The organism is Streptomyces sp. NPDC046712 (genome assembly GCF_040645695.1).
GTDB lineage: Bacteria > Actinomycetota > Actinomycetes > Streptomycetales > Streptomycetaceae > Streptomyces.
Genome location: NZ_JBEYYW010000014.1, coordinates 117,485 through 143,699, shown reverse-complemented (window position 1 = coordinate 143,699; position 26,215 = coordinate 117,485). Strand labels below are relative to the sequence as shown.

The following is a 26,215-nucleotide window of genomic DNA, read 5'->3' as shown; positions in this document are numbered from 1 at the left end:
GGTGTGAGACACCTCACCCCGTTTTCACCTATCTCACATCTCACGCTACGGACGGTAGACCTCGCCCGGCACGGCCTGGCCCGGCGCCAGCAACTGCGGCACGGTCACGAATGTGAAGCCCCGCCTCTTCAGCTCGTCGATGATCCCGGGGACGGCGGGAACGGTCCCGTCGTAGATGTCGTGCAGCAGGATGATCCCGTCACCCTGGGCGCCGTCGAGTATCCGCTGCCGTATGAGCGTGGAATCGGTCGTGGAGTAGTCCTTGGCCGTGACGCTCCACAGGATCTGCGCGAGCCCGAGTTCGCGGCTCACCTCGGAGACCGTGCCATCGGTGCGCCCCTGCGGCGGCCGCATCAGGGTGGGCCTGCGCCCGGTGATCTTCTCTATCGCCTCCTGGGTGCGGGAGAGTTCGTCCCGTACCTCCTCGGCCTCCAGATCGGTCAGGATGCGGTGGGTCCAGGTGTGATTGGCGACCTCGTGCCCCTCGTCGGCGATGCGCTTGACCACCTCGGGATGGCGGTCCACATGCTTCTTGCCGAGCAGGAAGAAGGTGGCCGGAACTTGCTTCTCCTTGAGGACGTCGAGGAGGTGCGGCGTGTCCTTCCCGGGTCCGGCGTCGAAGGTGAGCGCGATGCATTTCACCTTGCCGCAGTCGACCGCGCCGGTGCCCGCCCCAGCCTTGCCGTCCCCCGCCTTGTCGTCGGAGCCGGCGGCCTCGCCCCGCGCGTCGCCTGGGGTGATCGGGTCGACCCCGCAGCCACTGAGCGCCAGCATCAGAGAGGCCGCCGCCAGAAGGGCGACGGCCGATCCACGGCGCTTCCCCGGCCTGGTTCGGAACATGTGGCAACCCGCTTTCCCCGTCGACGACTTCGAAAAGCCACTCGTGCCTGGTCAGGGCGGTTGTCGAGTGGCACGCCGAGCACTCTACACACGGTGTATAGATGCCTTGCGCAGGGGGTGGGGCAGTGATCCGTTCCTGGGTTGCGGCTGTTCCGGGGCACACGTGTGCCCCGGGCGGGGCCCGTCCGCTCCGCCCGGGGCGTCCGTGAGCGCCTGCCGCGGGGGCCGGCCCGTCAGCGGGAGGCGAGCAGGAGCCGGGCCTCGGTCTCCTGGTCGCCGGAGACCGACTGGAGCGACTGGATGTCGAAGGTGGCGGCGAGCGTCTTCTCCATCTCGTCGACGGCGTGGTAGCCGCCGGTCAGCAGCGCTCCGACCATTCCGTTCAGATGAACGGGGGCGATCTCCTCGTGGCGGCCCGCGGCCGTGTCGAAAGTGGCCATCCAGACCGTGGCCTCGGGTGCCGTGGCCGCCCGCGGGCCGGGCGCCGTCATGTCCTCGAGCTCGTAGACGTGGTCCAGGACGTCGAACACGGCCTGGGCGTCCTCCCGGTTGCAGTCGCTCAGCTGCACGGTGACATCGGTGTCGATGTGCATGTCGTACACGTCGCTCATCTCCTCGCGGCCTGGCGGGCCGGTCGTCCTGCCGATTCCAGCATCCCTCGCACGCGGGCGTCCCGCGAGGTTCGGTCCGCCATACACGGGGCTGCCGCGGCGCGCACGGGAGCCGCTCTTCGGAGACCATCAGGTTGAGGTCACCGTGAGCGGTTACCCGCCAGGAGTGGGCGACATCGGGAGGCGTCATGACCAGTCGGCCCGGCAGGGAGCAGACGGACGACCGTGGTCTCTTCCGAGGCCGCCACGAGACGCCGGAGGAGAACGCGGACCGGCGGTGGAGCGAGCTGATGCAGGAGATCCGGGTCGCTCAGACGGGCGTCCAGATCCTCTTCGGCTTTCTGCTCACGGTCGTGTTCACGACTCGCTTCCCCGAGCTCCGGTCGGCCGACCGCACGATCTACGTCATCACGGTGTCACTGGGCGCGGCGGCCACGGGCGCCCTGATCGGACCGGTCTCCTTCCATCGGCTGGTGGCGGGACGGCGGATCAAACCGCATGCCGTGGTCTGGGCCTCCCGGCTGACGTTCATCGGGCTCCTGCTGCTGCTCGCGACGCTGGCGTCGGCGCTGCTGCTGGTCCTGCGCGTGGCGACCCAGGCCTCGTACGTGCCCTGGCTGGTGAGCGGACTCGTCGCCTGGTACCTGCTCTGCTGGTTCGTACTGCCGCTCTGGGTGCGGAGGCGCTACACGAACCCTCACGACGACGGCGACGAGGGCAAGGACGGAGGCTGACCGCCCCGGTTCAGGCCTGGCCGGTCACCTGCTCCACGGTGTCGGCCTCGGCGGCGGGCTTGTCGGGGCGGTGACGTACGACTCGGGCGAAGCGCAACGTGACGCCCGCCGGGTAGCGGGTGGAACGCTGGAGGCCGTCGTAGGCGATCTCGACGACGAGCTCGGGGCGCACGCGTACGGTGAATCCGTCGTCGTCCACGGCCAGTTCGCCCAGCTTCTCGGTCTGCCATCGCAGCATCTCGTCGGTGAGGCCCTTGAACGTCTTGCCCAGCATCACGAACGTGCCGTCGGCGGCGCGGGCGCCGAGGTGGAGGTTCGAGAGCAGTCCGGTGCGACGGCCGTGGCCCCACTCCGCGGCGAGGACGACGAGGTCGAGGGTGTGCACGGGTTTGACCTTGAGCCAGGTGCGGCCCCGCCGGCCTGCCACGTACGGCGCCTCCAGCGCCTTGACCAGCACTCCCTCGTGGCCCCGGGCCAGCGTGTCGGAGAAGAACCGCTCCGCAGCCTCGACCTGGGCGACCGAGCCGGGGTCGTCGACGACGAACCGACGCACCCGCAGGGGCTCGGGAAGCAGGCGGGCCAGGACAGCATGCCGCTCCTGGCCGGGGCGGTCGATGAGGGCCTCGCCGTCCGCTGCGAGCACGTCGAAGTAGACGGGCGCGAGCGGCAGCGCGGCGCTGGCCGTCTCGACGTCGACGCGTGAGCCGACCCGCGAGGCGATGTCCTGGAACGCCATCGGCCGACCGGTGGCCGGGTCCAGGGCGATGACCTCGCCGTCCAGGATGAACGAGTCGGCCGTCATCTCCCGAGCGCGGGCGACCACTTCGGGCAGCCGCCCGGTGATGTCGTCCAGGGAACGAGTGAACACCCGGACCTGGTCCCCTTCACGGTGCACCTGGATGCGGATGCCGTCCAGCTTCTCCTCGACGACGCAGGGGCCGAGCCCGGCGACGGCCTCGGTGACCGAGCCCGCGGTGTGGGCGAGCATGGGCAGGACGGGGGTGCCCACCCGCAGGGCGAAGGCGCCGAGGGCGGCCGGGCCGTCCGCGAGCACGGCCTGGGCGACGCGGGGCAGGGACCCCTCCAGCATCACGGCGCGGCGGAGCTCGGCGGAGGGAACCGTGGCGGCCCGCGCGACGCCCTCCAGGGCGATGGCGTCGAGAGCGCCCTGGCGCACGTCGCCGGAGAGCAGCCGCAGCAGGAACTCCTGCTCCGGCCGAGTGGCGGCCGCCATCAGCTCACGGACGAGCCGGGCCCGCTGCGCCTGCGAACCGGCACCGGACACTGCCGCGAGCGCGGTCATGGCGGCATCGGTGCCGGCGAGCGTGAGCGTGGGCTGCTCGGCGGGCGGCACGGCCGGCGGGATCGCCTCCTTGAGCACGCTCCAGCCGACGCCGATCCGCCCCTGCGGGAGGCGGCCGGAGAGGTACGCGATCACGAGCGGGCTCTCCTCCGGCGCGGCCTCCGAGAACAGCTCGGCCAGCACGGCGATCTTCCGCGAGCGGGCGGAGGTGGCGGCGACCTGCTGGGAAGCGTCCGCGACTCGGGCCAGAAGCATGGCCCCATCCTCCCCCGCGCGCACACAAAGCCGCACGTCGGCCCCAGCGCCCGCCCATCGGGACCCCCAGGACTGGACAGCCCCTAGCCCGGCACCACCGCCTCCTTGTCTCCGGCGGTCTCTGTCCTGCGGCGGCGGAGGCGGTCGAGGAGGCCGCGGCGGGTGCGGTGGGCGGAGGGCCGTGGCAGCGTCGCCGGGCGGGGCGGTCTGGCCACTGCCTGCCCGGCTCCCCCGTCCGGGCGCGGGGCCGGGCGGTCCGCGCGGGCCTCGTCCAGGGCGATGGCCAGGCTCATCCGGTGCCAGAGGATCTCGTCCGGGTCGTCCGCCAGCATCAGCCGGTCCGCGATCTCGCGGGAGGCCGCCGACTCCGGGCGCCCGGAGGGCGGTTCCGGGCGCAGCCGGTCCAGATGGGTGCGCTCGTAGGGGTCGTCGACGACCTCGGCCAGCTGGGCCGGGTCGAGGAGCGAGGCGATCGCCGCCGCCCGCACCCACGGGTCCTCGGTCGCGCGGAGCAGCAGCCCCAGCCGCCTGGCCCGCCAGTTACGGGGCCGCCGGTCCTCCCCTCCGTCGATCCGTTCGCGGATCTCCTGCGGCAGCCTTCCGGTCAGCAGGCTCTGCCGAGTCAGGGCGAACTCGGCCAGCTCACCCACGAGATAGAGCCAGACCACCGCGCGATAGCGGTTCAGATAGAACCGCACCGGGCTGAAGTGTCCTGTCCTGGCCAGCTTGGTGAAGCGGTCCGGCGTCACGGAGAGCAGCCCGGCCGCCTCCGTCGTGCCGACCGTGCGGACCCGCTCGCGCAGTCCGTCCGGGAAGTCCGGTGCCGCCCTGAGCCGGTCGATCTCGGCCTGCTCCACCCGGCGCCGCCCGCCCGGTGGGCCGAGGGGGCCGACGGCCCCCGGGCCCCTCGGCGCACCGGGCGCCACGCCCGGCACCGTCCTCACCAGCCCCAGCTGAACGGCGAGCTGGAACTCGTCGCGCCTCAGTTCCAGTTCCTGCGCTGCCCGCGTCGGTGCCAGTGCGCGCGTGCCTTCATCCACCGTCATGACGGTCTCCCCCGTGAGCGACGAATACTCTCGGTGACGACCGTAGCCCGCGGCGCTCCACTCCCGCTCGACCTGTGGACAACCGCACAAGGCGTCGTCGGACGACCCCGAGTCGCCCCTGTGGACAACCTCAGAGCCCGGCGATGCCCGCCCGGCCCGGCTGCCGTGCCTCCACTCCGAGATGCTCACCGACGCGGTTCACCAGCAGTGTCATCTCGTACGCGACCTGGCCGACGTCCGCCTCCGCTCCGCTCAGCACGCACAGGCAACTGCCCTCGCCCGCCGCCGTCACGAAGAGCAGGGCCTCGTCGAACTCGACCATCGTCTGTCGCGCGCGGCCGGCCTGGAAGTGCCGGCCCGAGCCACGGGCCAGGCTGTGCAGACCGGAGGAGACCGCGGCCAGGTGCTCGGCGTCCTCCCGCTCCAGACCACTGCTCGCGCCCGTCACCAGCCCGTCGTTCGACAGCACCAGCGCGTGCCGTATGTACTCGACCCGCTGGGTCAAGTCGTCCAGGAGCCAGTCCAGTCCCTTGTCCAGCGCCATGTGTCGGTCCTTCCCCCTGTGTGTGGCGTCCCCGTCGACCCGAAGTCCCCGCGGTCCGCGTGTCGCGGGCAAGCCTTACGCACTGTCGTGGACAGAGCAAGCACCCCTGGGCGCCGTGCGTGCCGCACCATGGACGCATGGCAAAGATGACCCAGGAGCAATGGCGGGCCTTCGTGTCCGCGGGAACCCGTACCGGCAAGTTGGCGACCGTGAGCGACGACGGCAGTCCGCACGTGGTCCCGATCTGGTTCGTGCTCGACGGCGACGACTTCGTCTTCAACACCGGCAAGGACACCGTGAAGGGCCGCAATCTGGCCCGCGACGGGCGGGTGGCGCTGTGCGTCGACGACGACCGGCCGCCGTTCGCCTTCGTCACCCTCCAGGGCCGCGCCGAGATCAGTGAGGACCCGCTCGAACTGCGCCGCTGGGCCGCCCGTATCGGCGGCCGCTACATGGGCGAGGACCGCGCCGAGGAGTTCGGCGAGCGCAACGGGGTGCCCGGCGAACTGCTCGTCCGCGTACGGATCGACAAGGTGGTCGCCCAGGGCGGAGTCTCCGACTGACCCCGGGCCTCCCGACTCCCTCACCCGACCGAGTCCAGCAGCCGGGCCGTGTGCACGCGCCCGGCGTACTCGACGAGGCGGATCAGCACCTCCTTGCCCGAGTCCCGGTCCCGCGCGTCGCACAGCACCACGGGCGTGCCGCGGTCCAGGTCCAGCGCGCGCGAGACCTCGTGCGCACCGTAGTTGCGGGCGCCGGCGAAGCAGTTGACCGCGACGACGAAGGGGATCTTGCGGTGCTCGAAGTAGTCCACCGCGGGGAAGCAGTCCTCGAGTCGTCGCGTGTCGGCGAGGACGACGGCACCGAGGGCGCCCTGGGACAGCTCGTCCCAGAGGAACCAGAACCGGTCCTGGCCCGGTGTGCCGAAGAGGTAGAGGGAGAGCCCGGACCGGATCGTGATGCGGCCGAAGTCCATCGCCACGGTGGTGGTGGTCTTCTGGTCGACGCCTCCGGTGTCGTCGACGGTCTCCCCGGCCCGGCTGAGCTGTTCCTCGGTGCGCAGCGGACGGATCTCGCTGACCGCGCCCACCAGGGTGGTCTTTCCGACGCCGAATCCGCCGGCGACCAGGATCTTCAGGGCGAGGGCCGTGGTGTCCACGCCGCCGCCCGCGCCGGTGCTGCTGTCAGAGCGCTCGTAGGCCATCGATGACTTCCCTCAGGATCCGTTCGTCGGGCAGCTGGGCGGGCGGTACGGGTCGGCTGACCTTGACGAAGCCCGCTTCGAGGAGGTCGCCGAGGAGAACACGGACGACCCCGACGGGCAGGTCGGCGTCGGCGGCGAGTTCGGCCACCGACTGCGTCTCGGCCCGGCACAGGGTGAGCAGGGCCCGGTGTTCCGGGCCGAGGAGCGACTCCTCGGCCGGGCCGGGCGGGTTGTCGTCGACGACGACAAGTGCGATGAGGTCGAACCGTACGTTGCTGGGTCCCGGCTTCGTACGGCCACCGGTCATCGCGTACGGCCGGACGAGCGGCCCCGCGTCCGCGTCGTACCACTGACTGCCCGGCACGGCCTGGCCGTCACCGACGCTGTCCTCGTTCATGGGCGTCTCCGGTGTCTCCGGTCAGCCTGCGGCCGGCGGGGTGCCGGTGAGCCGCGGTGGGGTGTGCAGGTGCTCGCCGACGCGCTTGACCAGGCGGGCCATCTCGTAGGCGATGAGCCCGATGTCGGCGCTCACCGAGCTGAGGACGGCGAGACACGAACCGTCTCCCGCGGCGGCGACGAACAGGAAGCCGTCGTCCATCTCCACCATCGTCTGGCGCACGCCCCCGGTGTGGAACTGGCGGCCCGCGCCCTTGGCGAGGCTGTGGAATCCGGAGGCGATGGCGGCCAGGTGCTCGGCGTCCTCCCGGCTGAGGCCGCTGGAGGAGCCGACGGCCAGCCCGTCGTTGGACAGGACGACCGTGTGACGGACTTCGCGGACCCGGGCGACGAGGTCGTCGAGGAGCCAGTCGAGTTCACCGGAACGGTGGTGGGACATCCTCTCGTGGTCGATCATGCGTGGTCTCCTTCACTGCCGAAGTCGCGGCCGTAGTCACGGTCGTGGTCACGGTCGAGGTCGCTGCCCGGGCCGGTGGCCGGGCCTGTGCCGGGGTCGTTGCCGAAGGCTCGGCCGGAGCCGGGGCCGAGGGGGCGCCGGGTGCCGGGGGCCGCGCCGCCGCCGCGCGTCCAGCCGTCGCGGTAGGCGGTCATGCGGTCCCTGACCTGTTCAGGGGTGCGTTCCTCCGCGCCCTGGACCGCCGGGGTGGCCGGGAGGTCGGCCGGCGGCGCCTCGCGCAGCTGCGGTACGAGGTTGGCCTGGCGCACGCGGCGGGGCAGATCGCCGGATTCGTCGACGGGGCCGGGGCCTGTCGGTGCCGACCGGGGCTGCGCGGCCTGCGAGGTGTGCGGGGGCTGCGGTGGCGGGGCCGAACGGCCGCGCTGGCGCAGGGTGGTGACCCCGGCCGGCGGCTGCTCGGGGGAGCCTGCCTCCGAGCCCTCCGGCTGCCCCGCCAGGGCCGGGATCCGTGGCGGGCGTGGCAGGGGCTGCGCCTGGGGCGGTGCGGGTGCCACGGGGGCGGGCTGCTGCCGGTGGCGCGGGGAGGATGTCTGCGGCCCGGCCTCGGCGCGCCCGCGCTCCCCGTGCGTGCCGGGCGGTGCGTAGCCGTGCGACGCGTCGGCGCGCATGTCCTCGGACGCCCGCGGGTTCGGTGTGCCCCGCCCGGGAGGGAGCGCGCCCTGCAGCACGTCGTTGGGGAGCAGGACGACCGCTGTCGTACCGCCGTACGGCGAGGTCCGCAGGTGGACCTTGATGTCGTGGCGGGAGGAGAGCCGGCTGACCACGAACAGGCCGAGCCGGTCGCTGTCGAACAGGTCGAGGGCCTCGGACTGCTCGATCCTGGTGTTGGCCTCGGCGAGACTCTCCTTGCCCATGCCGAGACCGCGGTCCTCGATCTCCAGGGCGTAGCCGTTGCCGACCGGTTCCCCGCTGATCCGCACCTTGGTGTGGGGTGGGGAGAACTGGGCGGCGTTCTCGATGAGTTCGGCCAGCAGGTGGGTGAGGTCGGCGACGGCGCCGCCGACGACGGCCGTCTCCGGGAGCCGGCGCACCTCCACGCGCGCGTAGTCCTCGATTTCGGAGACGGCGGCCCGTACGACGTTGGTCAGCGGGACGGGCATCCGCCACGCCCGGCCGGGGGCGGCGCCGGAGAGGATGATCAGGCTCTCGGCGTGCCGCCTCATCCGCGTCGTGAGGTGGTCGAGCCGGAAGAGGTCGCCGAGCTCGTTCGGGTCGTCGACCCGGCGCTCCATGCTGTCCAGCAGGTTGAGCTGACGGTGGACCAGGACCTGGCTGCGGCGGGCGAGGTTGACGAAGACGCCGGAGATGCCGCTGGCGAGTTCGGCGCGCTCCACGGCGGCGGAGAGAGCCGCCCGGTGGACGACGGTCAGCGCCTCCCCGACCTGCCCGATCTCGTCCCCCGGAGCGGGTCCCGGCGGGGCCTCGGCGTGCACGTCGAGCTCCTCGCCGGCTCGCAGCCGGCGCATGGCGGCCGGAAGTTTACGGCGGGCGATCTCCAGAGCGGTGTTGCGCAGGCTGACGAGTTCGATGACCAGGGCACGGCCGATGCGTACGGAGATGGCGAGGGAGGCGGCGACGGCGGCGAGGCCGAGCAGCACAGCGGCACCGCCGGCGGTCAGCGCGCCGCCCGCGAAGGGGTCCGCGCGGTCGGCCGCGGCACGCCGGGCGTCCGTCTCGATGTTGGTGAGCCCGCCGCGTACGACGGCCATGGCGTCGTCCCAGGTGGCGGCGGGCACGGCCTGGGCGGCCTTGCGGCCGGGGGCGGCGACGCGTACCCGGTCCTCCGCGGCGGTGAGCTGCTGGTAGCCGCGCTGGGCGACGAGCTTCTCCCAGGCGGCGCGCTCGGGGCCGCGCAGATCGGCGGTGGCGGACTCGGTGAGGGTGCGGCGGGTCTCGACGGCCCCGGTGAACTGCCGAAGCCTTTCGGCGCTGAACTCTCCGCCGAGGTGGGCCGAGCCGAGCAGGGCGTCCTCCCGGGCGAGCATCTCGCCCGCTCGCCCGAACTCGAGCAGCACGCGCGCGTCGGCCCCGATCTCCGCGTCCTGGATGCCGGTGAGTGCGCCGTCGACGGCGAAGGCGGCGGTGATCGCGGCCGTGTACTCGGTGAACACCTGGTCCCAGTCGGCCTTCCCGGCGGCCGCGGCGGTGCGGAGCCGGCCGAGGCCCTCCGCCTTGGTGACGAACCGGCCGATCCGGTCGGCGACGTCACGGGGCAGGTCTCCCGTGTCGCCGACGGTGTGCCGGGCGTCGAGGCGGAGCCGGGCGACGGCGGCGTCGGTGCGCAGCATCTGCTCCTTGAGCTCGGTGACGCGTCCGGCGCCTGGCACGGCGACCTGGCGTACGGCGGCGCGGCGTTCGGCCTGCAGCGCGGTGACGGCGGCGGCGACGGGTTCGCGGATCTCCGCGTCGACCCGCTGGAGCTGGCGGAGCCGGGAGATGTCCTGAGCGGTGGTGACGGTGGCGAAGCCCCACAGGGCGAGCAGCGACACGACGGGGACCATCAGGAGCGAGACGATCTTCGCGCGGACGGTGCGGGGGCGCAGGCCACGGCGTCGGGGCGGGGCGGGCGGCCCGGCCAGACCACCCGGCCCGGCCGGGTCGGCCTGGGCGTCGTGGGCGCGCTCCGGGGGTTCGTCGGCGGGCGGCCCTGCGTGCGCGCGCCGTCCGCGCGCCGCCTGCGGCGGTGCCGGGGTGTCGGCGTCCTGGGTCTTGCGGGGAGTTCGCATGGCCTCCTCGTTCCGGCTGCGTCTGTCCTGGTGCGGTGTGCGTCCCTCGCGCGGGCCGCGCTGCGGGCTGCGGCTGCGGCTGCGACCCGGGATGGCCCGGAGGTGGGCCAGATGCGGGCCAGGTGTGGGCTAGGTGCGGGCCCGCCCGCCGTCCACCGGGCCCACCGGGTAGGCGTAGGAGGCCGCGCCGCCCGCGCTGTCGGCGACGGCCGGTTCCGGGTGGTAGCCGGGCGGTGCCACGTCGACCGCGCGCTCGTCGGGCTCGGTGAGACGCTCGGCCGAGGCGTACGCGGCGCGTTCCCCGGCCGTCGGGGAGAGGGCGACGAAGGCCGACGTGATGAAGAGATAGGAGCCGAGACCCACCGCGAGGGGGAAGATGAACTGCATGGCCGTGGCCCCGGGAAGCGCCGACGCCGAGGGGGCGACCTCGACGCGGACGGCGAACATGCCGGTGTAGTGCATGCTGCTGACCGCAGCGCCCATGACCAGCGAGGCGACCGCCACGGCGGCCGGGGCGTGGATGTTGAGCGCCGCCCACAGTGCCGCCGTCGCGGCGACGACCGCGATGACGACGGAGAGCGCGACGAGCAGGGGGTCGTACATCACCCGCCCGTGCAGCCGCAGGGCGGCCATGCCCATGTAGTGCATGCTCGCGACGCCGACGCCGGTCGTGAGGCCGCCGATCAGGAGGGAGCGGGTCCGGTCGCGGCCGTACCCGACGGCGAAGACGCCGACTCCGACGACGGCCATGGCGATGATCAGGCTGAGAATGGTCAGCGGAACGTTGTAGCGGATGTCGGTCCCGGTCACGCCGAATCCGAGCATCGCGACGAAGTGCATCGTCCAGATGCCGGTGCCGATGGCGGACGCGGCGGTGAGCAGCCAGTTGCGTCGCGATCGGCCGGTCGCGTCGAGCGCTCGTACGGTGCAGCGCAGCCCGAGGGCGGCGCCTGTGCAGGCCATCGCGTACGACAGCACAGGTGTCAGCCAGCCGAAGGTGGCGTGGTCCAGGTGTCCCATGGCCCAGGGACGGTAGTCCGCACAGGGGGGCGCATCGGGGGCGCATTTCGAAACCTGATGGAATATGACACAGAGATGTTCCAGAACGATCGTGCCGCGCTCGAACGTGCGCGCAGGACGTTCACCCCTGAGGCTGAGGCATCATGCACGCATGAGCGATGACCCCACCCATGTCCAGGAGTTCTTCGGCTCCCGCGCCGCCGACTGGGACGCCCGCTTCCCCGACGACGGCCCCGCCTACGCCGCGGCCGTCGCCGATCTCGGGCTGCGCCCCGGTGACTCCGTCCTCGACGCGGGCTGCGGCACCGGCCGTGCCCTGCCCGCGCTGCGTGCGGCAGTGGGTCCGGCCGGGACCGTCATCGGCGCCGATCTGACACCCGAGATGCTCGCGGAGGCGGTACGCGCCGGCCGCGACGGGTCCGCCGACCTGCTGCTGACGGACGTCGCCCGGCTGCCGCTGCGCGACGGGGCGCTCGACGCTGTGTTCGGGGCCGGTCTCATCTCCCACCTGGCGGACCCCGCCGAGAACCTGCGCGAACTGGCCCGGGTGGTCCGCCCCGGCGGACAGCTGGCCCTCTTCCACCCGATCGGCCGAGCGGCCCTCGCCGCCCGCCACGGCCGGCAGATCACCGACGACGATCTGCGCGCCGAGCCCAATCTGCGCCCACTTCTCTCCGGTTCCGGATGGCGGATGGCCGAGTACGTGGACGAGAACGACCGTTACCTGGTGCTCGCCGTTCGCGAGGACCGCTGAGCCTGCTCGTCGTAGAGGGTCCCAACGCGCCCTTCTGTCCCGGCACTTCCCTGTCTACCGTGGAGGTGCCGGGCAGCCGTGTCCGGGGAAGGCGGCAGGCCATGGCCCGTATGCGAGCAATATTCAACGCTTTCCTTCCGACCGCGCGACGGACACCGGGCGAGCCGCCCGAGCCGCCCCGGGTACGACGGCAGCACAACCTCTTCGAAGCCGCCGCGGTCTACGTGGTCGGCAGCGTCGAGGACGACCAGGACCGGATGGACGAGGCGGCCACCTGGGTCTCCCCCGAAGCCCTCTCCTTCGGCATCAACGAGCTCGCCTGCCGCGCGGTGATCGCGCTCGCCCGTGAGCGCGACGAGTCGCCGCAGACGGTGGCCCGGTCGCTCCTCGGACTGCCGGGGGCCTGAGCCGTACGGAATCTGCCGTGTCACTTTCCTTCCGGGGACTCTCGACGCGCGGGTTACCCACTGGTTAAGGTGCGCCGACGACCAGATGGGGAGGCTGACGTGGCTACCGCCGACGACGATGCGCTGTACGTGCTGACCGCGGTGCTGCTCACGCCCGCGCAGTTCCCGAGCGTGCTGGGCGACGACTATCCGGCGGCCTGTGCGGCGCTGGAGCTCGAGCCGTACGCCGAGGGGTACGGGCTCGTCCTCGGCCAGGACGGCGAGGGCGCCCGGTGGACCGTGATCATCGACGACGTGTCGCTGGTCGCGGTGGCCATCGCCTCCTGGGACTGCGGGATGGAGTACGACCTCTCCCCCGACGAGCGCTCGGTCGTGGCCGCGCTGCCGGGCTGGCCGCTCGCCGTGGCCACGGCCGCCCCGGACCTTCCGGCCCCGCACGATCCGGAGCCGGAGGAGGGCGACCGCACGCCGCTGACTCCGCCGGACGGCGCCGCCTGGGGGCCGGCCCAGCGAAGGCTCGGCGCCGACGAGGTGGCGCTGCAATGGGCGTCCTGGCGGGCGCGGATGGATGATGACGCGGGCGGCGAAGACACCGGGGACGCGCCCGCGACGGCCGAAGGCTCTGGGACCGAGGCCCCCGCAGTGCCCGGGGTCCCCGCAGTGCCCGGGGCCCCCGCAGCACCCGAGGACGCCCCCGGCGACACGACCGAAAGCTCCGCTGCCGTATCCGGCCCCCGGGACGACCTCCCGCACGACCCCTACGACGGTGTCCGTCGCGCGCTCGCCGAGCTGCGCGGCTATCTGGAGGACGCACCGCCGGTGGGCCGTGTGCGGTCGAGCTTCGCCGCCGGCGGGGCGCGGATGCTGCGCGCCGACGGCCCCGGCTGGTCGCTGGTCGCGCGCACCGACGACATGGCCTTCGTCCTCCTGGACGACGAGCCCCGCGAGGTCCTCCCCGTGGCACGCGGCCCGAAGCTCCCGGATCTTCTGGAAGCCCTGGACGCGATGGCGGTACGTCCCTCCTGACTCCCAGGGCTTCCTGACCCTTGGAGCCCAGGGCCCCACATGGGCCGACGATCCGAGGTGTGGGCCCGGACCATGGTCGCGCAGGAAGGGCGCGCCGCACGATGTGGCGGCGCACCCCCCTTCCCGCCGTCCCACCGGAGGCCGTCCATGCCGTCCATGCGCCTGAACCGAGGCGTCCCCCTGCTCGCCGCGCTCCTGACCGGGCTGACCGTCGCCGGTCCCGCCGCGCCCGCCGGAGCCCGGTCCGGACCTCCGCCGGCCTGCGCGGAGCAGCACCGCATCCACGTCCCCGGCGCCGAGCACCAGGAGAGGGCCTGCCTCGGTGATCTGACGACGGCGGGGCTCGCCGGCACCCCGTACACCGACATGGCCGACCAGGCGGGTCTCTCCGCGAAGGGGACCAAGAACCCTTCCGGCGTCCCCGGCATCCAGATCGACGGGTACTTCCCCGACGACTCACGGCTCAACGCGACCCATGGGTGGGGCCACGACGCACAGTTCGTGATCAGGCTCCCCGAGAACTGGAACGGGGGCCTGGTCGTCACCGGCGCCCCCGGCACACGGCGCCAGTACTCCACCGACACCCTCATCTCGGACCATGTGCTGGCCCAGGGCTTCGCCTACGCCGCCACCGACAAGGGCAACACGGGGCCGGACTTCTTCACCGACGGGCGCGAGCCGGGCGACGCGGTCGCCGAGTGGAACCGCCGGGTGACCGAGCTGACGAAGGCCGCGAAGAAGGTCGTACGGCAGCGCTACGGCCGGGCGCCGCAGCGCACGTACATGACGGGCATCTCCAACGCCGGCTATCTGACCCGCTGGCAGCTGGAGAACCGTCCGGAGCTGTACGACGGCGGGGTCGACTGGGAGGGCGTGCTCTGGACGACCCGCGGACCCAACCTGCTGACGAGTCTCCCGGTCACCGTCGCCCGCTCCCTCGGCCGGGCCTCCGACGAGGACCTGATCGACGCCGGGTTCGCGCCCGGTTCGCGCTTCCTGTGGCCGTACCACGAGAAGGCGTACTGGGGGCTGACGCAGAAGATCTTCCGGGCGGAGTTCGACCCGTCGTACGACCCCGGGTGCCCGGGCTCCACGGCCGGTTCGACCATCGAGCAGATCCTCGCCCCGTGCGCCTCCGACGCCTCGTACGACTACGCCTCCCGCCCCGCGTCCGTGCGCCGCGCCGTCGCCCAGGTCGCGCTGACCGGGCGCATCGGCAAGCCTCTGATCACCCTGCACGGCGATCTCGACACGCTGCTGCCCATCGCGACCGACTCCGACGTGTACGCGGGGATGATCGACGCGCGGGGCCGGGCCGGGCTCCACCGGTACTACACGGTCCAGGACGGCACTCACACGGACGGTCTGTACGACACCTATCCGGACCGCTTGCGTCCGATCCTGCCCTGCTACCGCTCGGCGTTCGCGGCGCTCAGGGAGTGGGTCGAGGAGGGTACGGCTCCGCCCGCGGACCGTACGATCGCACGGCCGGCGGGCGGTGACCTGGTCAACTCCTGTGCGCTGAAGACCCCGTAGGGCCGTGGCTCAGACCATCTCCAGGGGGCGGTGCGGCTCGGCCGGCAGCTCGACCCGTATCGGGTCGCCGGGCCGCACCTCGCCACCGGTCAGCACGATGCTCATGATCCCGGCCTTGCGGACGATCTGACCGCTCTCGTCCCGGCCGAGGACCTGCTTGAGCAGTCCGTGCCGGTAGTTGTCGATCTGGGCACAGGGGTTGCGCAGGCCGGTGACCTCGACGACGGCTTCGGCACCGAGGTGCAGCAGGGTGCCGGTCGGCAGGCCGAGGAGGTCGATGCCCCGCGTGGTGATGTTCTCTCCGAGGGCGCCCGGGGTGACCTCGAACCCGGCCCCGGCGACCTCGTCGAAGAGTTCCGCGTGGATCAGGTGCACCTGCCGCAGGTTCGGCACGGTCGGGTCCTTGGCCACGCGGGAACGGTGCTTGACCGTGACGCCGGCGTGCACGTCCCCGTCCACGCCGAGGCCGGCGAGCAGTGTGATGCTGTCCCGGTTCGGCTTGGTGAACGAGTAGACGCCGTTGCTGCTGACCGTCGTGACGGTTCCGCTGCTCATGAGGTGGAGCTCCCCTTCTCCGATCCGATGATCACATGTGGGTGATCACCTCCGAGCCTACGTCAGACGCCTTCGAGGTCGGCCGCCGACGCCGGCGGCCGACTCCGGCGGCCGACTCCGGCGGCTGAGGTCAGCGGTTGATTTCCTTGCGGGAGATCCGGCGGAGCCGGCGCCGCTGGCTCGGGTCGAGGGCCAGGTAGGCGACGGCCGGTACCCCGAGCACCACCAGCAGGGACATCCAGAATCCGATGAGGGGCATCAGGAGGAGGCCGACGGCCACTCCCCCGATCACGATCTTCGTCCGTGTCGACATGTCCGACGCCTCCTTGTCACGCTGCCGAGCGCAGCGGCTCCCCGACCTCGTGCAGATGTCCGAGCGCCTGTCGGTAGGACTCGACGAAACCGGTCTCTGTGTAGGGGATACCCACCGTACGACAGTGCGCACGCACGGCGGGCTGGGCGAGTCGCAGATGCGGCCTCGGCATGCTCGGGAAGAGGTGGTGCTCGATCTGGTAGTTCAGCCCGCCGAGGAACCAGTCCGTCAGGATCCCGCCCCGGATGTTGCGCGAGGTGAGCACCTGTCGGCGCAGATGGCCCCAGCTGTCGCCGTCGGGGTGCGCGTCGGGCATCTCCATGCCCTTGTGGTTGGGGGCGAAGGCCATGCCCAGGTGCAGTCCGAGCAGCATCTGGTGGATCAGGGCGAAGACGAGGGCCTGCCCCACGGTGAGGGTGGTGAGCAGCAGGGCCGCGTAGCCGACGACGTGGGCGAGGAGCAGGGCGCCTTCGACGAGCCGCTCGCGCCGGGTCCGGTACGGGCCGTCCTTGGAGAACAGGGCCTGGAATCCGTACACCTTGAGCGCGATGCCCTCGAGCGTGGTCAGCGGGAAGAACAGCCAGGCCTGATGGCGGGTGAGCCAGCCGCGGAAGCCGGCGCGCCCGGTGGTCTGGTGCTGCGCGAAGACGAGGATGTCGGCCGCGACGTCCGGGTCCTTGTCGAGGTGGTTGGGGTTGGCGTGGTGGCGGTTGTGCTTGTCGTTCCACCACTCCTGGCTCATGCCGAGCAGGAGGCTGGCGTGGACGAGCTGGATGATCCGGTTGCGACGCCGGTCGGCGCTGATCTGGGCGTGCCCGGCGTCGTGTCCGACGAAGGCGACCCGGGCGGAGAGCAGGGCGAGCGGGACGGCGAGCAGCAGGGCCCACCAGGACGGACCGATCAGGGCCAGACCCGCGACGACGGCGGCGAGTCCGAGGAAGTTCACGGCGATGCCGCGGGCGTACCAGCCCGCCCTGCGTTCCAGCAGTCCCTGCTCCTTGACGGTGCGCAGCAACGGCGCGAACTCGCTGCCGCCGCCCCTTCTGGTGGCGGTACTCCGGTCCGGCGCCGTGAGCGTTGCTGTGGCCTGGGGCATGGCGGTCTCCGGTGTCCGTGGGCGGGTCCCGGGCGCGGGCCGCCCGGACTCCCTCGAACGTACGGATCGGTGATCGTCCGCAGCCATGGCGTCATCCCCCGGAATTCCGGGGGGATTCCCCGGGGGCGGGGGTGGGGCTGGCTGCACCCTCCAGGTCCGCCCGGGGTCGCCACGGAGGCGTGGGACGTGAGACAGATCACGGCGTTCGTGCTCACGGATGGAGGGGCGGTTGAAGTACCCTCGGCCGCTCGGCCCCAGTAGTCAAATTTGAGGAATGCGTTGTCGCCGTCCCAGGCTCTCGATGAACTCGCCCGCTGCTCCGCCGTTTTCCTGCCGTCCGATCCGCCCCGCGCCGGCCGCATCGCCTTCTGGTCCCCGGCCGGGACACTCCGGTCGGCCACCGACGAACTGACCGTCGTGACGGCGGTCGCCGACGACGTCCGTCCGCACACCGTTCCCGCGCTCCTGCTCCCCGTACGGGACGCCCTGCCGGTCCTCACCCGCGCCCGCTTCTCCGACGCGTCCTCGCCCGCGGCCGCCTTCTGGGGAGCCGCCGCCCTCCTGGCTCTGCAGCTCGCGGCCAAGGGACTCTTCCTGCCCGGTCTCACGGCCACCGACCGGGACGCCTGGCGGGCCGGGCCGCTCGGCCCCGAGGAGTTGGCCGAGCTGCGGGCGCTCGCCGCCTCGATGCCGCCAACCGCCCATGCCGTACCGCTGACCGGTTCAGGCGCGCCGTCCGGGACCGCACCCCTGCTGCTGCCCGAGCCCGAGGCGCTGCTGCGCGCCTTCGTGGACGCGGTCACGGACGGGCTGCCACGCACCCCCGCCGCCCCGCTCGCCGCCGGAGGGCCCGCGTTCGCGGTCGACGAACCGCAGGAGCTGCCCGCGCAGCGGGCCTGGGCGGCGGACGTGGCGGCCGGCCACGACGCGGGCGTACGCCTCTCACTGCGCCTCGAACTGCCGGGGCTCGGGGAGCGGGAGGCACCGGCATTCCGGGCCGTCCTGCAGATGCACAGCGTCGCCGACCCGACGCTGGTCGCGGACGCGGCGGAGGTCTGGGCCGGATCGGGCCCGGCCGGCGGGGCGTTCGGGCCCCGCGCCCGGATGGACGCCCTTCTCGCACTGCGCCGTGCCGCCCGCGCCTGGGCACCGCTGACCCCGCTGCTCTCGGCCGCCGTCCCGGACGCTGTCGAGCTGGCGGACGAGGAGGTCACCGACCTGCTCGGGCCTGCGGCGCGAGCCCTCACCGCGACCGGCGTCCAGATCCACTGGCCCCGCGACCTGGCCCACCGGCTCACGGTCCGCGCTGTGATCGGCCCGCCGGACGGCGATTCCGCAGCCACCGGACAGCCGGGCGCCGAGAACCCGCACACCGCCGACTCCCGGCACGAAGCGGAGGCCAATGACGCCGCGGGCTCCACGTACGCGGACTCCGCACTCGACTCCGGCAGCGGCACCGCGGGCCACCGCTCCTCCGCGCTGCCCTCCTTCCTCGCCGCCGACGCCCTCCTCGCCTTCAACTGGCGTTTCGCGATCGGCGGCCAGGAACTCACCCGCGCCGAACTCGACCAACTCGCCGAGGCCGGCCGACCGGTGGTCCGGCTGCGCGACCAGTGGGTGCTGGTCGACCCGGCCGAGGTCCGTCGCGCCCGCGCCTCGCACGACCGCAAGGTCACGCCCGTGGACGCGCTCGGCGCCGTCCTCACCGGCACGACCGAGGCCGACGGCCGACGGGTCGAGGTCCAGGCGACCGGCTGGCTGGAGCAGCTGCGTACCCGCCTCGCCGACCCGGAGGGCGGGCCGCAGGAGGTCGCCCAGCCCGCCGCGCTCGCCGCGACGCTCCGCGACTACCAGCTGCGCGGCCTCAACTGGCTGCACCGGATGACCTCTCTCGGCCTCGGCGGCTGTCTCGCCGACGACATGGGCCTGGGCAAGACGATCACGCTCATCGCGCTCCATCTGCACCGGCAGACCGAGCCCTCCGCTGCGGGTCCCACCCTCGTCGTGTGCCCGACCTCGCTCATGGGCAACTGGCAGCGCGAGATCGAGAAGTTCGCGCCCGGCACGCCCGTGCGACGCTTCCACGGACCCGCCCGAAGCCTGGAGGGCCTGGCCGACGGCGAGTTCGTCCTCACCACGTACGGCACCATGCGGCTCGACACCGAGCAGCTGTCCGGACAGCCGTGGGGCATGGTCGTCGCGGACGAGGCCCAGCACGTCAAGAACCCGTACTCGGCCACCGCCAAGCAGCTGCGCACCATCGGGGCCAAGGCGCGCGTCGCCCTGTCCGGCACTCCTGTCGAGAACAACCTCTCCGAGTTGTGGGCGATCCTCGACTGGACGACGCCCGGCCTCCTCGGCCGGCTCGGCACCTTCCGCTCACGCTATGCCTCGGCCGTCGAGGGCGGTGAGGACCCGGCCGCCGCCGAACGGCTCGCCGCGCTGGTCCGCCCGTTCCTGCTGCGCCGTCGCAAGTCGGACCCGGGCATCGCGCCCGAACTGCCACCGAAGACCGAGACCGACCGGGCCGTCTCCCTGACGAAGGAACAGGCGGGGCTCTACGAGGCGGTGGTGCGGGAGACCCTCGCGGCCATCGCCGAGGCCGACGGCATGGAGCGGCGCGGCCTGGTGGTGAAGCTGCTGACCGGGCTCAAACAGATCTGCAACCACCCCGCCCAGTATCTGAAGGAGGACCGGCCGCGCATCGACGGCCGTTCGGGCAAGCTGGAGCTGCTCGACGAGCTCCTCGACACGATCCTGGCGGAAGACGCGAGCGTCCTGGTCTTCACCCAGTACGTGCAGATGGCGCGGCTGCTCGAACAGCATCTGGCGGCGCGGGGGGTACGTACGCAGTTCCTGCACGGCGGCACACCCGTCGCCGAGCGCGAGGCGATGGTCGCGCGCTTCCAGGACGGCGAGGTGCCCGTCTTCCTCCTGTCGCTGAAGGCGGCGGGCACCGGGCTCAACCTCACCCGCGCCGGACATGTCGTGCACTACGACCGCTGGTGGAATCCGGCCGTGGAGGCCCAGGCCACCGACCGCGCGTACCGCATCGGCCAGACCCAGCCGGTGCAGGTCCACCGGCTGATCGCCGAGGGCACGATCGAGGACCGGATCGCGGACATGCTGCTGCGCAAGCGGGCGCTGGCCGACTCCGTGCTCGGCTCGGGCGAGGCGGCGCTGACCGAACTGACGGATGCCGAGCTGGCGGACCTGGTCCAGCTGCGAGGGGACGGACGATGAGCGGATACGCAGACGAGGACGAGCGGACCTTCGCGGCGTTTCCGCCGGCCCACGGTTCCGGTTTCGCCCGCACGTGGTGGGGCCGGGCCTGGCTGAAGGCGCTCGAGGACACGGCGCTCGACGGCCGGCAGCTGAAGCAGGGGCGCAAGCACGCCCGTGCGGGAGCGGTGGGCGCGGTCTCGGTGCGACCCGGGCGGATCACGGCGGTCGTACGGGACCGCGACGGATCCTCGTTCCGCAGCGACGTGCTCCTGCAGGAGCTGTCGGAGGACGAGTGGGACCGGCTGCTCGACCTGGCCGTGGAGAGCGCGGGCCACATCGCGGCCCTGCTCGACCACGAGATGCCGCCGCATCTGGTGGAGGACGCGGCGGCGGCCGGGCTCGAACTGCTGCCGGGCATCGGCGATCTGGACCCGGAGTGCGGCTGCGAGGCGTGGGACCACTGCCCGCACACGGCGGCCCTCTGCTACCAGGTGGCGCGGCTGCTCGACGAGGATCCGTTCGTGCTGCTGCTGATGCGGGGGCGCGGCGAGCGTGCGCTCCTGGACGAACTGCAGGAGCGCAGTGCGGCGCGGGCCGCTCCGGCCGCCACGGACTCGGCCGCGGAGGAGACGGCGGCAGAGGGCGTACCGGCCGAGGAGGCGTTCGCCGCGCGGGACATCCTGCCGCCGCTGCCGGCCCCGCCGGTGCTCCCCTCGGCTCCGGGCACACCACCGTCCCTGGACACCGATACGGACCCGGCGCCCGGCCTCGACCCGGCCGCGCTGGAGTTCCTGTCGGCGGACGCGGCAGGGCGGGCGCACCGGATGCTGGCCGAGGCGCTCGCCCAGGGACATGAACGGACTGCGGTGGAACCGCACCTGACGGCCGATCAGGACGCGGTGCGGCTGGCGGCAGGCGATGCCGTCCCGTCGGGGATCGCGGCCCGGCTCGCCACCGGGTCCGGGCGGCGGCGCGCGGAGCTGGACCTGGCCACGCGCGCGTGGCGGTTCGGTGGCGCGGCCGCCCTGTCCGTACTGGAGGAGGAGTGGACTCCGGGCCCCGAGGCGCTGGCACGGGCGAAGACGCTGCTCGCGGACGCCTGGGAGGACGCCGACCGTCCGGTGCTGCGTCCGGCGGGGTCGGCGCGCTGGACGGTGGTCGGCGCGGAGGCGCAGCTGCGGCTCGGCGAGGACGGCCGCTGGTGGCCCTACCGCAAGGAGCGCGGTCAGTGGGTCCCGGCCGGCCCCGCGGACCAGGATCCGGCTGCCGCGCTCGCGGGGCTGTCGGCGGGGGACGGCTGATCCGTCAGTGGAGCGGCGCGGTGAGTTTGCGGGCCGCGCCGCCCGCGGCGGCGTTCGGGGTGTGGGCGGCGAGGCTGCAGGCCACGGTGTCGGAGCCGAGGAGGTAGCCGCTGCGGTACGGGTACTGGACGAAGGTGGTCCAGCGCGTGCCGTGCGGCTGCTCCGCTGCCTTGCGGCGCAGCGGCTCGCGGCAGAGCGCCGCGGCCCCGTCGCGGATGTCCCGGTCGGTGCGGTGGTCGCCGGTCAGCCGGACCGTGGCGACGAGTTGAGCGTCGTGCGGCCGGTCGCAGCCGCGCCGCACGACGTTGCCCGGTGCCTTCCGGTCGATGTCGAAGCACTCCCCCGGCCCGAGCCGCTGGTAGGGGACGACCGCGGCGGGATCGGGCAAGGTGGAATCCGGCGATGTGAGCTCGGGCGATGTGGGCTCGGGCGAGGGCCGGTGCGGGGCGGCCCCGCCCTGAGGTGCGAGCTGTCGGCTCGCGGCCTGGGCGGTCCGCGTGGACCCCAGGTCCGCCGGACCCGCCGGGTTCGCCGAGAACCGGCCGACGCCCCCGCCTCCGTGGAAGCTCACGGCCACGAGACCCGCCACCACGAGAAGGACGGGCACGACGAAGCGCCGCATCGACGTCAACAGGCGGTCTGAGAACGGGGACATGATGACCAGATTCACTCACAGACCGTCAGATTCCCTGTCCTGGCGAGAAGTTGCAGCACACCTCGCACAGAACTGTGACAAATTCGGTTCACCCACGGCTCGTACGAGACACCACTCGCGTGCTAGAGGCCGAGCTGGCGCTCCGCCCCTTCGACGGTCTGCGCGAGGAGCACGGCGATGGTCATCGGGCCCACGCCACCGGGTACGGGCGTGATCAGCGACGCCCGCTCGGCGGCGGTCTCGAAGTCGACGTCGCCGATGTTGCCGGGGTTGTAGCCCGCGTCGATCACGACCGCGCCGAGCTTGATGTCGGCTCCCTTGATGAAGCGGGGCCTGCCTACGGCGGCCACGAGGATGTCGGCCTCGGCCACGATGGAGGAGAGCTCGGTGGTGCGCGAGTGGCAGTACGTGACGGTGGCGTCGCGACCGAGAAGCAGCAGGCCGGCCGGCTTGCCCAGGATCGCGGAGCGGCCGACGACGACGGCCCGCTTGCCGCTCAGCTCGACGTCGTACGCGTCGAGCAGGCGCATGATGCCGCCTGGCGTGCAGGAGACGAAGCCGGGAAGGCCGAAGCCCATGGCGGCGAAGGAGGCCATGGTGACACCGTCGACGTCCTTCTCCGGGGCGATCGCCTCGAAGGCGGCGCGCTCGTCGATGTGCGGTCCGACCGGGTGCTGGAGCAGGATGCCGTGGACCTCGGGGTCCTCGGAGAGCGCGGTGATCGCGGCGACGAGTTCCTCGGTCGTCGTCGAGGCGGGCAGCTCGACGTGCTTGGAACGGATTCCGGCCTTCGCGCAGCGGTTCTGCTTCATCTTCACGTACGTGACGGAGGCCGGGTCCGCGCCGACGAGCACCGTGGCGAGACAGGGCGTGACGCCGGTGCGGCGGGTGATCTCGGCGGCGCGGGCGGCGGTCTCCTCGACCGTGCGGCGGGCGAGCGCGGTGCCGTCCATGAGGGAAGCGGTGCTGGTGGACATGGGCCACTCCTGGGCGTCGTGAATGACAGGTGATCGCCCAGGCGCACGGCAGGGACGGGTCCGCGCGGGTGCCCGGAGTCCGTCGGGCCGCTCCCCGGTGGTGATCCACCTCAAGCGCCAGTCACGGCCCGGGCCACACTCTACGTGAGGGCCTGAGGGCGGTGTCCGGACAGGGTGCATATGCCGCGGTGTCCGGACGCTTGTGGGCGGCCTCCGCGCGCACGACGATGACCACGAACGGAACGGTGGACCTCGATGTGGAGGCCGAGTTGAGCGATGCGTGGGTGGCTGCGGAACCGGACGCCGGGGCGCTGCGGCGGGCGCACGAGGCCTTCACCAGCGGAGGCCGGGTGCAGCTCCCTCCGGTACGGCCGTTGGTCGCCGACTCCTGGCGGCGCTCGGCGCGGGCCCGGGTGAGCCCGGACGGCGCGGCCTGTGTGGAGCTGGCCGACGAGGAGCTCGCCGGGCACCGTGAGGAGCATCCGCTCTCCGCCGCTATGCCGGTGATCCGGGAGCTGATGGGCGCGTACGCGACGGACGGCGAACATCTGCTCGCCGTCTGCGACGCGGCCGGGCGGATGCTGTGGGTGGAGGGCCATCCGGGGACGCTGCGACGGGCCCGCGCGATGAACTTCGTCGCCGGGGCCCGCTGGTCGGAGTCGGTGGCGGGGACGAACGCGCCGGGGACCGCGATCGCCGTGGACCGGCCCGTGCAGGTCTTCAGCGCCGAGCACTTCCAGCGGCCGGTGCAGGCGTGGACCTGTGCCGCCGCTCCCGTGCACGATCCGCACACCGGACGGCTGCTCGGCGCGGTCGACATCACAGGCGGGGACCGGCTCGCCCATCCGCACAGCCTGGCGTTCGTGCAGGCGGTGGCGCGGGCGGCCGAGTCCCAGCTGGCCCTGCTCGCGCCCGCGCCGGCCGCGGACCGTGTGCGGCTCACCGCGCTGGGCCGGGACGAGTCGCTGCTGAGCGTGGCCGGGCGCCGGCTGCGGCTGAGCCGACGGCACAGCGAGATCCTGGTCGTCCTCGCCCATCGCCCGGACGGGGTGGGCGGCGACGAACTCCTGACGCTCCTGTACGAGGACGAGTCGGTCACCCCGGTCACGCTGCGGGCCGAGCTGTCCCGGCTGCGCGGGCTGCTCGGCGCGGAGCTGTTGCGCTCGCGCCCGTACCGGCTCGACGCGGTGGTGGACGCGGACTTCGGCACGGTGGACCGGAAGCTCGGCTCGGGCGCGCTGTCGGCGGCGCTCGGCGCGTACGCGGGTCCGCTCCTGCCCGGCTCCCGCGCGCCGGGGGTCGTACGGCTGCGCGAGCGGCTCGCCGACCGGCTGCGGGCGGCGCTGGTGGACCGGGGCGATCCGGGGCTGCTGGCCGACTGGACGTACAGCGCGTGGGGCGAGGACGACGTGGAGATGTGGCGGGCGCTGTCGGAGGTGGTGCCGGCTTCCGGGCGGGCCCCTGTGCTGGCCAGGTTGCGGGCCCTGGACGCGGAACTGTCGGCGGGCGCAACGGCGTTGCAACGTCGGTCCGGGCACTCTCGGCGGTAGCGCCGGCCAGGGACGGCCGGCGCGGTCCGAGGGAGGCCATGTCCATGACCCGTTACGCCGCACCCGGTACCGAGGGCGCGATCATGTCGTACCAGGCCCGCTACGACCACTGGATCGGCGGTGAGTACGTCGCCCCGGCCCGGGGGCAGTACTTCGAGAACCCCAGCCCGGTCGACGGCCGCCCCTTCACCGAGGTCGCCCGCGGCACGGCCGAGGACGTGGAGCGCGCGCTGGACGCGGCGCACGCGGCGGCCCCGGCGTGGGGCCGTACGGCGCCCACCGAGCGGTCGAACGTCCTGCTCCGGATCGCCGCCCGGATGGAAGAGCATCTGGAGGAGCTGGCGGTCGCGGAGAGCTGGGAGAACGGCAAGCCGGTCCGCGAGACCCTGGCCGCCGACATCCCGCTCGCGATCGACCACTTCCGCTACTTCGCGGGGGCGCTGCGCGGCCAGGAGGGCACGCTGAGCGAGATCGACGACGACACTGTCGCCTACCACTTCCACGAGCCGCTGGGCGTGGTCGCGCAGATCATCCCGTGGAACTTCCCGATCCTGATGGCGGTCTGGAAGCTGGCCCCGGCGTTGGCCGCCGGTAACGCGGTGGTTCTCAAGCCGGCCGAACAGACCCCGGCGTCCGTGCACTTCTGGATGAGCCTGATCGCGGACCTGCTGCCGCCGGGCGTGGTGAACATCGTGAACGGTTTCGGGGCCGAGGCGGGCAAACCCCTGGCCTCCTCCCCCCGGGTCGCGAAGATCGCCTTCACGGGCGAGACGACGACGGGCCGGCTGATCATGCAGTACGCCTCGGAGAACATCAAGCCGGTCACCCTGGAGCTGGGTGGCAAGTCGCCGAACATCTTCTTCGACGACGTGTGGGCGGCGGACGACGACTTCCGCGACAAGGCGCTCGAGGGCTTCACGATGTTCGCCCTCAACCAGGGCGAGGTCTGCACCTGCCCGTCGCGCGCCCTGATCCAGCGGGGCCACTACAGCGAGTTCCTGGAGGCGGCGGTCGCCCGCACGGAGAAGATCGTCCCGGGCCACCCCTTGGACACGGCCACGATGATCGGCGCCCAGGCGTCCAACGACCAGCTGCAGAAGATCCTTTCGTATCTGGACATCGGCCAGCAGGAGGGCGCGAAGATCCTGACGGGCGGTCAGCGGATCGAGTACGACGGGGAGCTGGCCGGCGGCTACTACGTCCAGCCGACGATCTTCGAGGGGGACAACCGCATGCGGATCTTCCAGGAGGAGATCTTCGGCCCGGTCGTCGCGGTCACTTCCTTCACCGACTTCGACGACGCGATCCGCACGGCGAACGACACCCTGTACGGCCTCGGCGCGGGCGTCTGGACCCGCGACGGCAGCACGGCCTACCGCGCGGGCCGCGCGATCCAGGCGGGCCGCGTCTGGACGAACTGCTACCACGCCTATCCGGCGCACGCGGCCTTCGGCGGCTACAAGCAGTCGGGCATCGGCCGCGAGACCCACAAGATGATGCTGGACCACTACCAGCAGACGAAGAACTTGCTCATCTCTTATTCAACGAAGAGTCTCGGCCTCTTCTAGGGAGAGCGACCACGTCACCTGACGTGGACAGGAGTGACGTCAGATACGCCCTCTGG

25 protein-coding genes and 1 riboswitch are annotated in these 26,215 nt (G+C 72.7%); of the genes, 10 read left to right on the top strand and 15 right to left on the bottom strand.

Translation table 11 applies throughout. From position 1 onward, the window contains the following. Positions 1–45: 45 nt before the first annotated feature. Both ABZ939_RS19965 and ABZ939_RS19960 read right to left on the bottom strand, forming a co-directional pair. Positions 46–840: a polysaccharide deacetylase family protein gene (locus ABZ939_RS19965; RefSeq protein ID WP_361856523.1), complete on the bottom strand. Its 795-nt coding sequence runs from the start codon at positions 838–840 to the stop codon at positions 46–48. Positions 841–1,073: 233 nt separating this feature from the next. Beyond that, positions 1,074–1,451 (bottom strand): hypothetical protein, encoded by a 378-nt coding sequence (locus ABZ939_RS19960; RefSeq protein ID WP_361856520.1) that lies wholly within the window; start codon positions 1,449–1,451, stop codon positions 1,074–1,076. Between the two features lie 188 nt (positions 1,452–1,639). Here ABZ939_RS19960 and ABZ939_RS19955 point away from each other — a divergent pair, with 188 nt between their 5' ends. Continuing rightward, a complete protein-coding gene (locus tag ABZ939_RS19955) occupies positions 1,640–2,185 on the top strand; it encodes a DUF6328 family protein (protein ID WP_361856517.1) in 546 nt (181 codons plus the stop codon). Between the two features lie 10 nt (positions 2,186–2,195). Here ABZ939_RS19955 and ABZ939_RS19950 read toward each other — a convergent pair whose 3' ends face one another. The 3 genes from ABZ939_RS19950 to ABZ939_RS19940 form a co-directional block, all read right to left on the bottom strand. After that, positions 2,196–3,743: an ATP-dependent DNA ligase gene (locus tag ABZ939_RS19950; protein WP_361856514.1), complete on the bottom strand. Its 1,548-nt coding sequence runs from the start codon at positions 3,741–3,743 to the stop codon at positions 2,196–2,198. Between the two features lie 83 nt (positions 3,744–3,826). Continuing rightward, a complete protein-coding gene (locus ABZ939_RS19945; protein ID WP_361856511.1) occupies positions 3,827–4,789 on the bottom strand; it encodes a DUF6397 family protein in 963 nt (320 codons plus the stop codon). A 130-nt stretch (positions 4,790–4,919) separates the two neighbouring features. Then, positions 4,920–5,333 carry a roadblock/LC7 domain-containing protein gene (locus ABZ939_RS19940; protein ID WP_361856508.1) on the bottom strand — a complete coding sequence of 138 codons (414 nt, stop codon included), beginning with the start codon at positions 5,331–5,333 and terminating at the stop codon, positions 4,920–4,922. Positions 5,334–5,470: 137 nt separating this feature from the next. Here ABZ939_RS19940 and ABZ939_RS19935 point away from each other — a divergent pair, with 137 nt between their 5' ends. Further along, the gene (locus tag ABZ939_RS19935; protein WP_361856505.1) at positions 5,471–5,896 is read left to right on the top strand and encodes a PPOX class F420-dependent oxidoreductase; all 426 of its coding nucleotides are present in this window, start codon (positions 5,471–5,473) and stop codon (positions 5,894–5,896) included. Positions 5,897–5,916: 20 nt separating this feature from the next. Here the strand turns inward: ABZ939_RS19935 and ABZ939_RS19930 are convergent, their stop codons facing one another. From ABZ939_RS19930 to ABZ939_RS19910, 5 genes are all read right to left on the bottom strand, one after another. Further along, positions 5,917–6,537, bottom strand: coding sequence for an ATP/GTP-binding protein (locus tag ABZ939_RS19930; protein ID WP_361856502.1), 621 nt, complete (start codon positions 6,535–6,537; stop codon positions 5,917–5,919). Continuing rightward, positions 6,518–6,934, bottom strand: coding sequence for a DUF742 domain-containing protein (locus ABZ939_RS19925; protein WP_361856500.1), 417 nt, complete (start codon positions 6,932–6,934; stop codon positions 6,518–6,520). The genes ABZ939_RS19930 and ABZ939_RS19925 overlap by 20 nt, the downstream gene beginning before the upstream one ends. A gap of 21 nt (positions 6,935–6,955) precedes the next feature. Further along, positions 6,956–7,390: a roadblock/LC7 domain-containing protein gene (locus ABZ939_RS19920; protein ID WP_361856498.1), complete on the bottom strand. Its 435-nt coding sequence runs from the start codon at positions 7,388–7,390 to the stop codon at positions 6,956–6,958. Further along, entirely contained in the window at positions 7,387–10,176 is a 2,790-nt protein-coding gene (locus ABZ939_RS19915; protein ID WP_361856495.1) for a nitrate- and nitrite sensing domain-containing protein, read from the bottom strand. The genes ABZ939_RS19920 and ABZ939_RS19915 overlap by 4 nt, the downstream gene beginning before the upstream one ends. Positions 10,177–10,305: 129 nt before the next feature. Next, on the bottom strand, positions 10,306–11,196 hold the full coding sequence (locus tag ABZ939_RS19910; protein WP_361856492.1) for an MHYT domain-containing protein: 891 nt from the start codon (positions 11,194–11,196) through the stop codon (positions 10,306–10,308). 151 nt (positions 11,197–11,347) lie between these two features. Between ABZ939_RS19910 and ABZ939_RS19905 the strand changes: the two genes are divergently transcribed. From ABZ939_RS19905 to ABZ939_RS19890, 4 genes are all read left to right on the top strand, one after another. Continuing rightward, positions 11,348–11,950 carry a methyltransferase domain-containing protein gene (locus tag ABZ939_RS19905; RefSeq protein ID WP_361856490.1) on the top strand — a complete coding sequence of 201 codons (603 nt, stop codon included), beginning with the start codon at positions 11,348–11,350 and terminating at the stop codon, positions 11,948–11,950. A 110-nt stretch (positions 11,951–12,060) separates the two neighbouring features. Then, positions 12,061–12,357, top strand: coding sequence for a hypothetical protein (locus ABZ939_RS19900; RefSeq protein ID WP_361856487.1), 297 nt, complete (start codon positions 12,061–12,063; stop codon positions 12,355–12,357). 99 nt (positions 12,358–12,456) lie between these two features. Continuing rightward, positions 12,457–13,383 (top strand): hypothetical protein, encoded by a 927-nt coding sequence (locus ABZ939_RS19895; protein ID WP_361856484.1) that lies wholly within the window; start codon positions 12,457–12,459, stop codon positions 13,381–13,383. A gap of 156 nt (positions 13,384–13,539) precedes the next feature. Beyond that, positions 13,540–14,919: a tannase/feruloyl esterase family alpha/beta hydrolase gene (locus ABZ939_RS19890; RefSeq protein WP_361856481.1), complete on the top strand. Its 1,380-nt coding sequence runs from the start codon at positions 13,540–13,542 to the stop codon at positions 14,917–14,919. 9 nt (positions 14,920–14,928) lie between these two features. Here the strand turns inward: ABZ939_RS19890 and ABZ939_RS19885 are convergent, their stop codons facing one another. The 3 genes from ABZ939_RS19885 to ABZ939_RS19875 form a co-directional block, all read right to left on the bottom strand. After that, positions 14,929–15,474 (bottom strand): MOSC domain-containing protein, encoded by a 546-nt coding sequence (locus ABZ939_RS19885; RefSeq protein WP_361856479.1) that lies wholly within the window; start codon positions 15,472–15,474, stop codon positions 14,929–14,931. A gap of 130 nt (positions 15,475–15,604) precedes the next feature. Beyond that, complete coding sequence (locus ABZ939_RS19880) at positions 15,605–15,787, bottom strand: hypothetical protein (RefSeq protein ID WP_361856476.1); 183 nt, start codon at positions 15,785–15,787, stop codon at positions 15,605–15,607. A gap of 16 nt (positions 15,788–15,803) precedes the next feature. Beyond that, complete coding sequence (locus tag ABZ939_RS19875; protein ID WP_361856474.1) at positions 15,804–16,883, bottom strand: acyl-CoA desaturase; 1,080 nt, start codon at positions 16,881–16,883, stop codon at positions 15,804–15,806. 279 nt (positions 16,884–17,162) lie between these two features. Between ABZ939_RS19875 and ABZ939_RS19870 the strand changes: the two genes are divergently transcribed. Together ABZ939_RS19870 and ABZ939_RS19865 are read left to right on the top strand one after the other, a co-directional pair. After that, positions 17,163–20,126, top strand: coding sequence for a DEAD/DEAH box helicase (locus tag ABZ939_RS19870; protein ID WP_361856471.1), 2,964 nt, complete (start codon positions 17,163–17,165; stop codon positions 20,124–20,126). Next, the gene (locus ABZ939_RS19865) at positions 20,123–21,409 is read left to right on the top strand and encodes an SWF or SNF family helicase (RefSeq protein WP_361856469.1); all 1,287 of its coding nucleotides are present in this window, start codon (positions 20,123–20,125) and stop codon (positions 21,407–21,409) included. The genes ABZ939_RS19870 and ABZ939_RS19865 overlap by 4 nt, the downstream gene beginning before the upstream one ends. 4 nt (positions 21,410–21,413) lie before the next feature. On the opposite strand, the gene ABZ939_RS19860 is transcribed toward ABZ939_RS19865, so the two are convergent. Together ABZ939_RS19860 and ABZ939_RS19855 are read right to left on the bottom strand one after the other, a co-directional pair. After that, entirely contained in the window at positions 21,414–22,064 is a 651-nt protein-coding gene (locus tag ABZ939_RS19860; protein ID WP_361856466.1) for a hypothetical protein, read from the bottom strand. A 122-nt stretch (positions 22,065–22,186) separates the two neighbouring features. Further along, positions 22,187–23,041 carry a tetrahydrofolate dehydrogenase/cyclohydrolase catalytic domain-containing protein gene (locus ABZ939_RS19855; protein ID WP_361856463.1) on the bottom strand — a complete coding sequence of 285 codons (855 nt, stop codon included), beginning with the start codon at positions 23,039–23,041 and terminating at the stop codon, positions 22,187–22,189. A 28-nt stretch (positions 23,042–23,069) separates the two neighbouring features. Further along, positions 23,070–23,176: riboswitch (ZMP/ZTP riboswitch) on the bottom strand. A 92-nt stretch (positions 23,177–23,268) separates the two neighbouring features. Between ABZ939_RS19855 and ABZ939_RS19850 the strand changes: the two genes are divergently transcribed. Next, positions 23,269–24,591 carry a GAF domain-containing protein gene (locus ABZ939_RS19850; RefSeq protein WP_361856654.1) on the top strand — a complete coding sequence of 441 codons (1,323 nt, stop codon included), beginning with the start codon at positions 23,269–23,271 and terminating at the stop codon, positions 24,589–24,591. Positions 24,592–24,635: 44 nt separating this feature from the next. Next, on the top strand, positions 24,636–26,159 hold the full coding sequence (locus ABZ939_RS19845; protein ID WP_361856652.1) for an aldehyde dehydrogenase family protein: 1,524 nt from the start codon (positions 24,636–24,638) through the stop codon (positions 26,157–26,159). The last annotated feature ends 56 nt before the right edge of the window (positions 26,160–26,215 follow it).

What these genes read in the sequence shown, in the direction of transcription:
- ABZ939_RS19965 (WP_361856523.1), bottom strand. Translation starts at nt 840, where the DNA reads ATGTTCCGAACCAGGCCGGGGAAGCGCCGTGGATCGGCCGTCGCCCTT.
- ABZ939_RS19960 (WP_361856520.1), bottom strand. Translation starts at nt 1,451, where the DNA reads ATGAGCGACGTGTACGACATGCACATCGACACCGATGTCACCGTGCAG.
- ABZ939_RS19955 (WP_361856517.1), top strand. Translation starts at nt 1,640, where the DNA reads ATGACCAGTCGGCCCGGCAGGGAGCAGACGGACGACCGTGGTCTCTTC.
- ABZ939_RS19950 (WP_361856514.1), bottom strand. Translation starts at nt 3,743, where the DNA reads ATGCTTCTGGCCCGAGTCGCGGACGCTTCCCAGCAGGTCGCCGCCACC.
- ABZ939_RS19945 (WP_361856511.1), bottom strand. Translation starts at nt 4,789, where the DNA reads ATGACGGTGGATGAAGGCACGCGCGCACTGGCACCGACGCGGGCAGCG.
- ABZ939_RS19940 (WP_361856508.1), bottom strand. Translation starts at nt 5,333, where the DNA reads ATGGCGCTGGACAAGGGACTGGACTGGCTCCTGGACGACTTGACCCAG.
- ABZ939_RS19935 (WP_361856505.1), top strand. Translation starts at nt 5,471, where the DNA reads ATGGCAAAGATGACCCAGGAGCAATGGCGGGCCTTCGTGTCCGCGGGA.
- ABZ939_RS19930 (WP_361856502.1), bottom strand. Translation starts at nt 6,537, where the DNA reads ATGGCCTACGAGCGCTCTGACAGCAGCACCGGCGCGGGCGGCGGCGTG.
- ABZ939_RS19925 (WP_361856500.1), bottom strand. Translation starts at nt 6,934, where the DNA reads ATGAACGAGGACAGCGTCGGTGACGGCCAGGCCGTGCCGGGCAGTCAG.
- ABZ939_RS19920 (WP_361856498.1), bottom strand. Translation starts at nt 7,390, where the DNA reads ATGATCGACCACGAGAGGATGTCCCACCACCGTTCCGGTGAACTCGAC.
- ABZ939_RS19915 (WP_361856495.1), bottom strand. Translation starts at nt 10,176, where the DNA reads ATGCGAACTCCCCGCAAGACCCAGGACGCCGACACCCCGGCACCGCCG.
- ABZ939_RS19910 (WP_361856492.1), bottom strand. Translation starts at nt 11,196, where the DNA reads ATGGGACACCTGGACCACGCCACCTTCGGCTGGCTGACACCTGTGCTG.
- ABZ939_RS19905 (WP_361856490.1), top strand. Translation starts at nt 11,348, where the DNA reads ATGAGCGATGACCCCACCCATGTCCAGGAGTTCTTCGGCTCCCGCGCC.
- ABZ939_RS19900 (WP_361856487.1), top strand. Translation starts at nt 12,061, where the DNA reads ATGCGAGCAATATTCAACGCTTTCCTTCCGACCGCGCGACGGACACCG.
- ABZ939_RS19890 (WP_361856481.1), top strand. Translation starts at nt 13,540, where the DNA reads ATGCGCCTGAACCGAGGCGTCCCCCTGCTCGCCGCGCTCCTGACCGGG.
- ABZ939_RS19885 (WP_361856479.1), bottom strand. Translation starts at nt 15,474, where the DNA reads ATGAGCAGCGGAACCGTCACGACGGTCAGCAGCAACGGCGTCTACTCG.
- ABZ939_RS19880 (WP_361856476.1), bottom strand. Translation starts at nt 15,787, where the DNA reads ATGTCGACACGGACGAAGATCGTGATCGGGGGAGTGGCCGTCGGCCTC.
- ABZ939_RS19875 (WP_361856474.1), bottom strand. Translation starts at nt 16,883, where the DNA reads ATGCCCCAGGCCACAGCAACGCTCACGGCGCCGGACCGGAGTACCGCC.
- ABZ939_RS19865 (WP_361856469.1), top strand. Translation starts at nt 20,123, where the DNA reads ATGAGCGGATACGCAGACGAGGACGAGCGGACCTTCGCGGCGTTTCCG.
- ABZ939_RS19860 (WP_361856466.1), bottom strand. Translation starts at nt 22,064, where the DNA reads ATGTCCCCGTTCTCAGACCGCCTGTTGACGTCGATGCGGCGCTTCGTC.
- ABZ939_RS19855 (WP_361856463.1), bottom strand. Translation starts at nt 23,041, where the DNA reads ATGTCCACCAGCACCGCTTCCCTCATGGACGGCACCGCGCTCGCCCGC.
- ABZ939_RS19850 (WP_361856654.1), top strand. Translation starts at nt 23,269, where the DNA reads ATGACCACGAACGGAACGGTGGACCTCGATGTGGAGGCCGAGTTGAGC.
- ABZ939_RS19845 (WP_361856652.1), top strand. Translation starts at nt 24,636, where the DNA reads ATGACCCGTTACGCCGCACCCGGTACCGAGGGCGCGATCATGTCGTAC.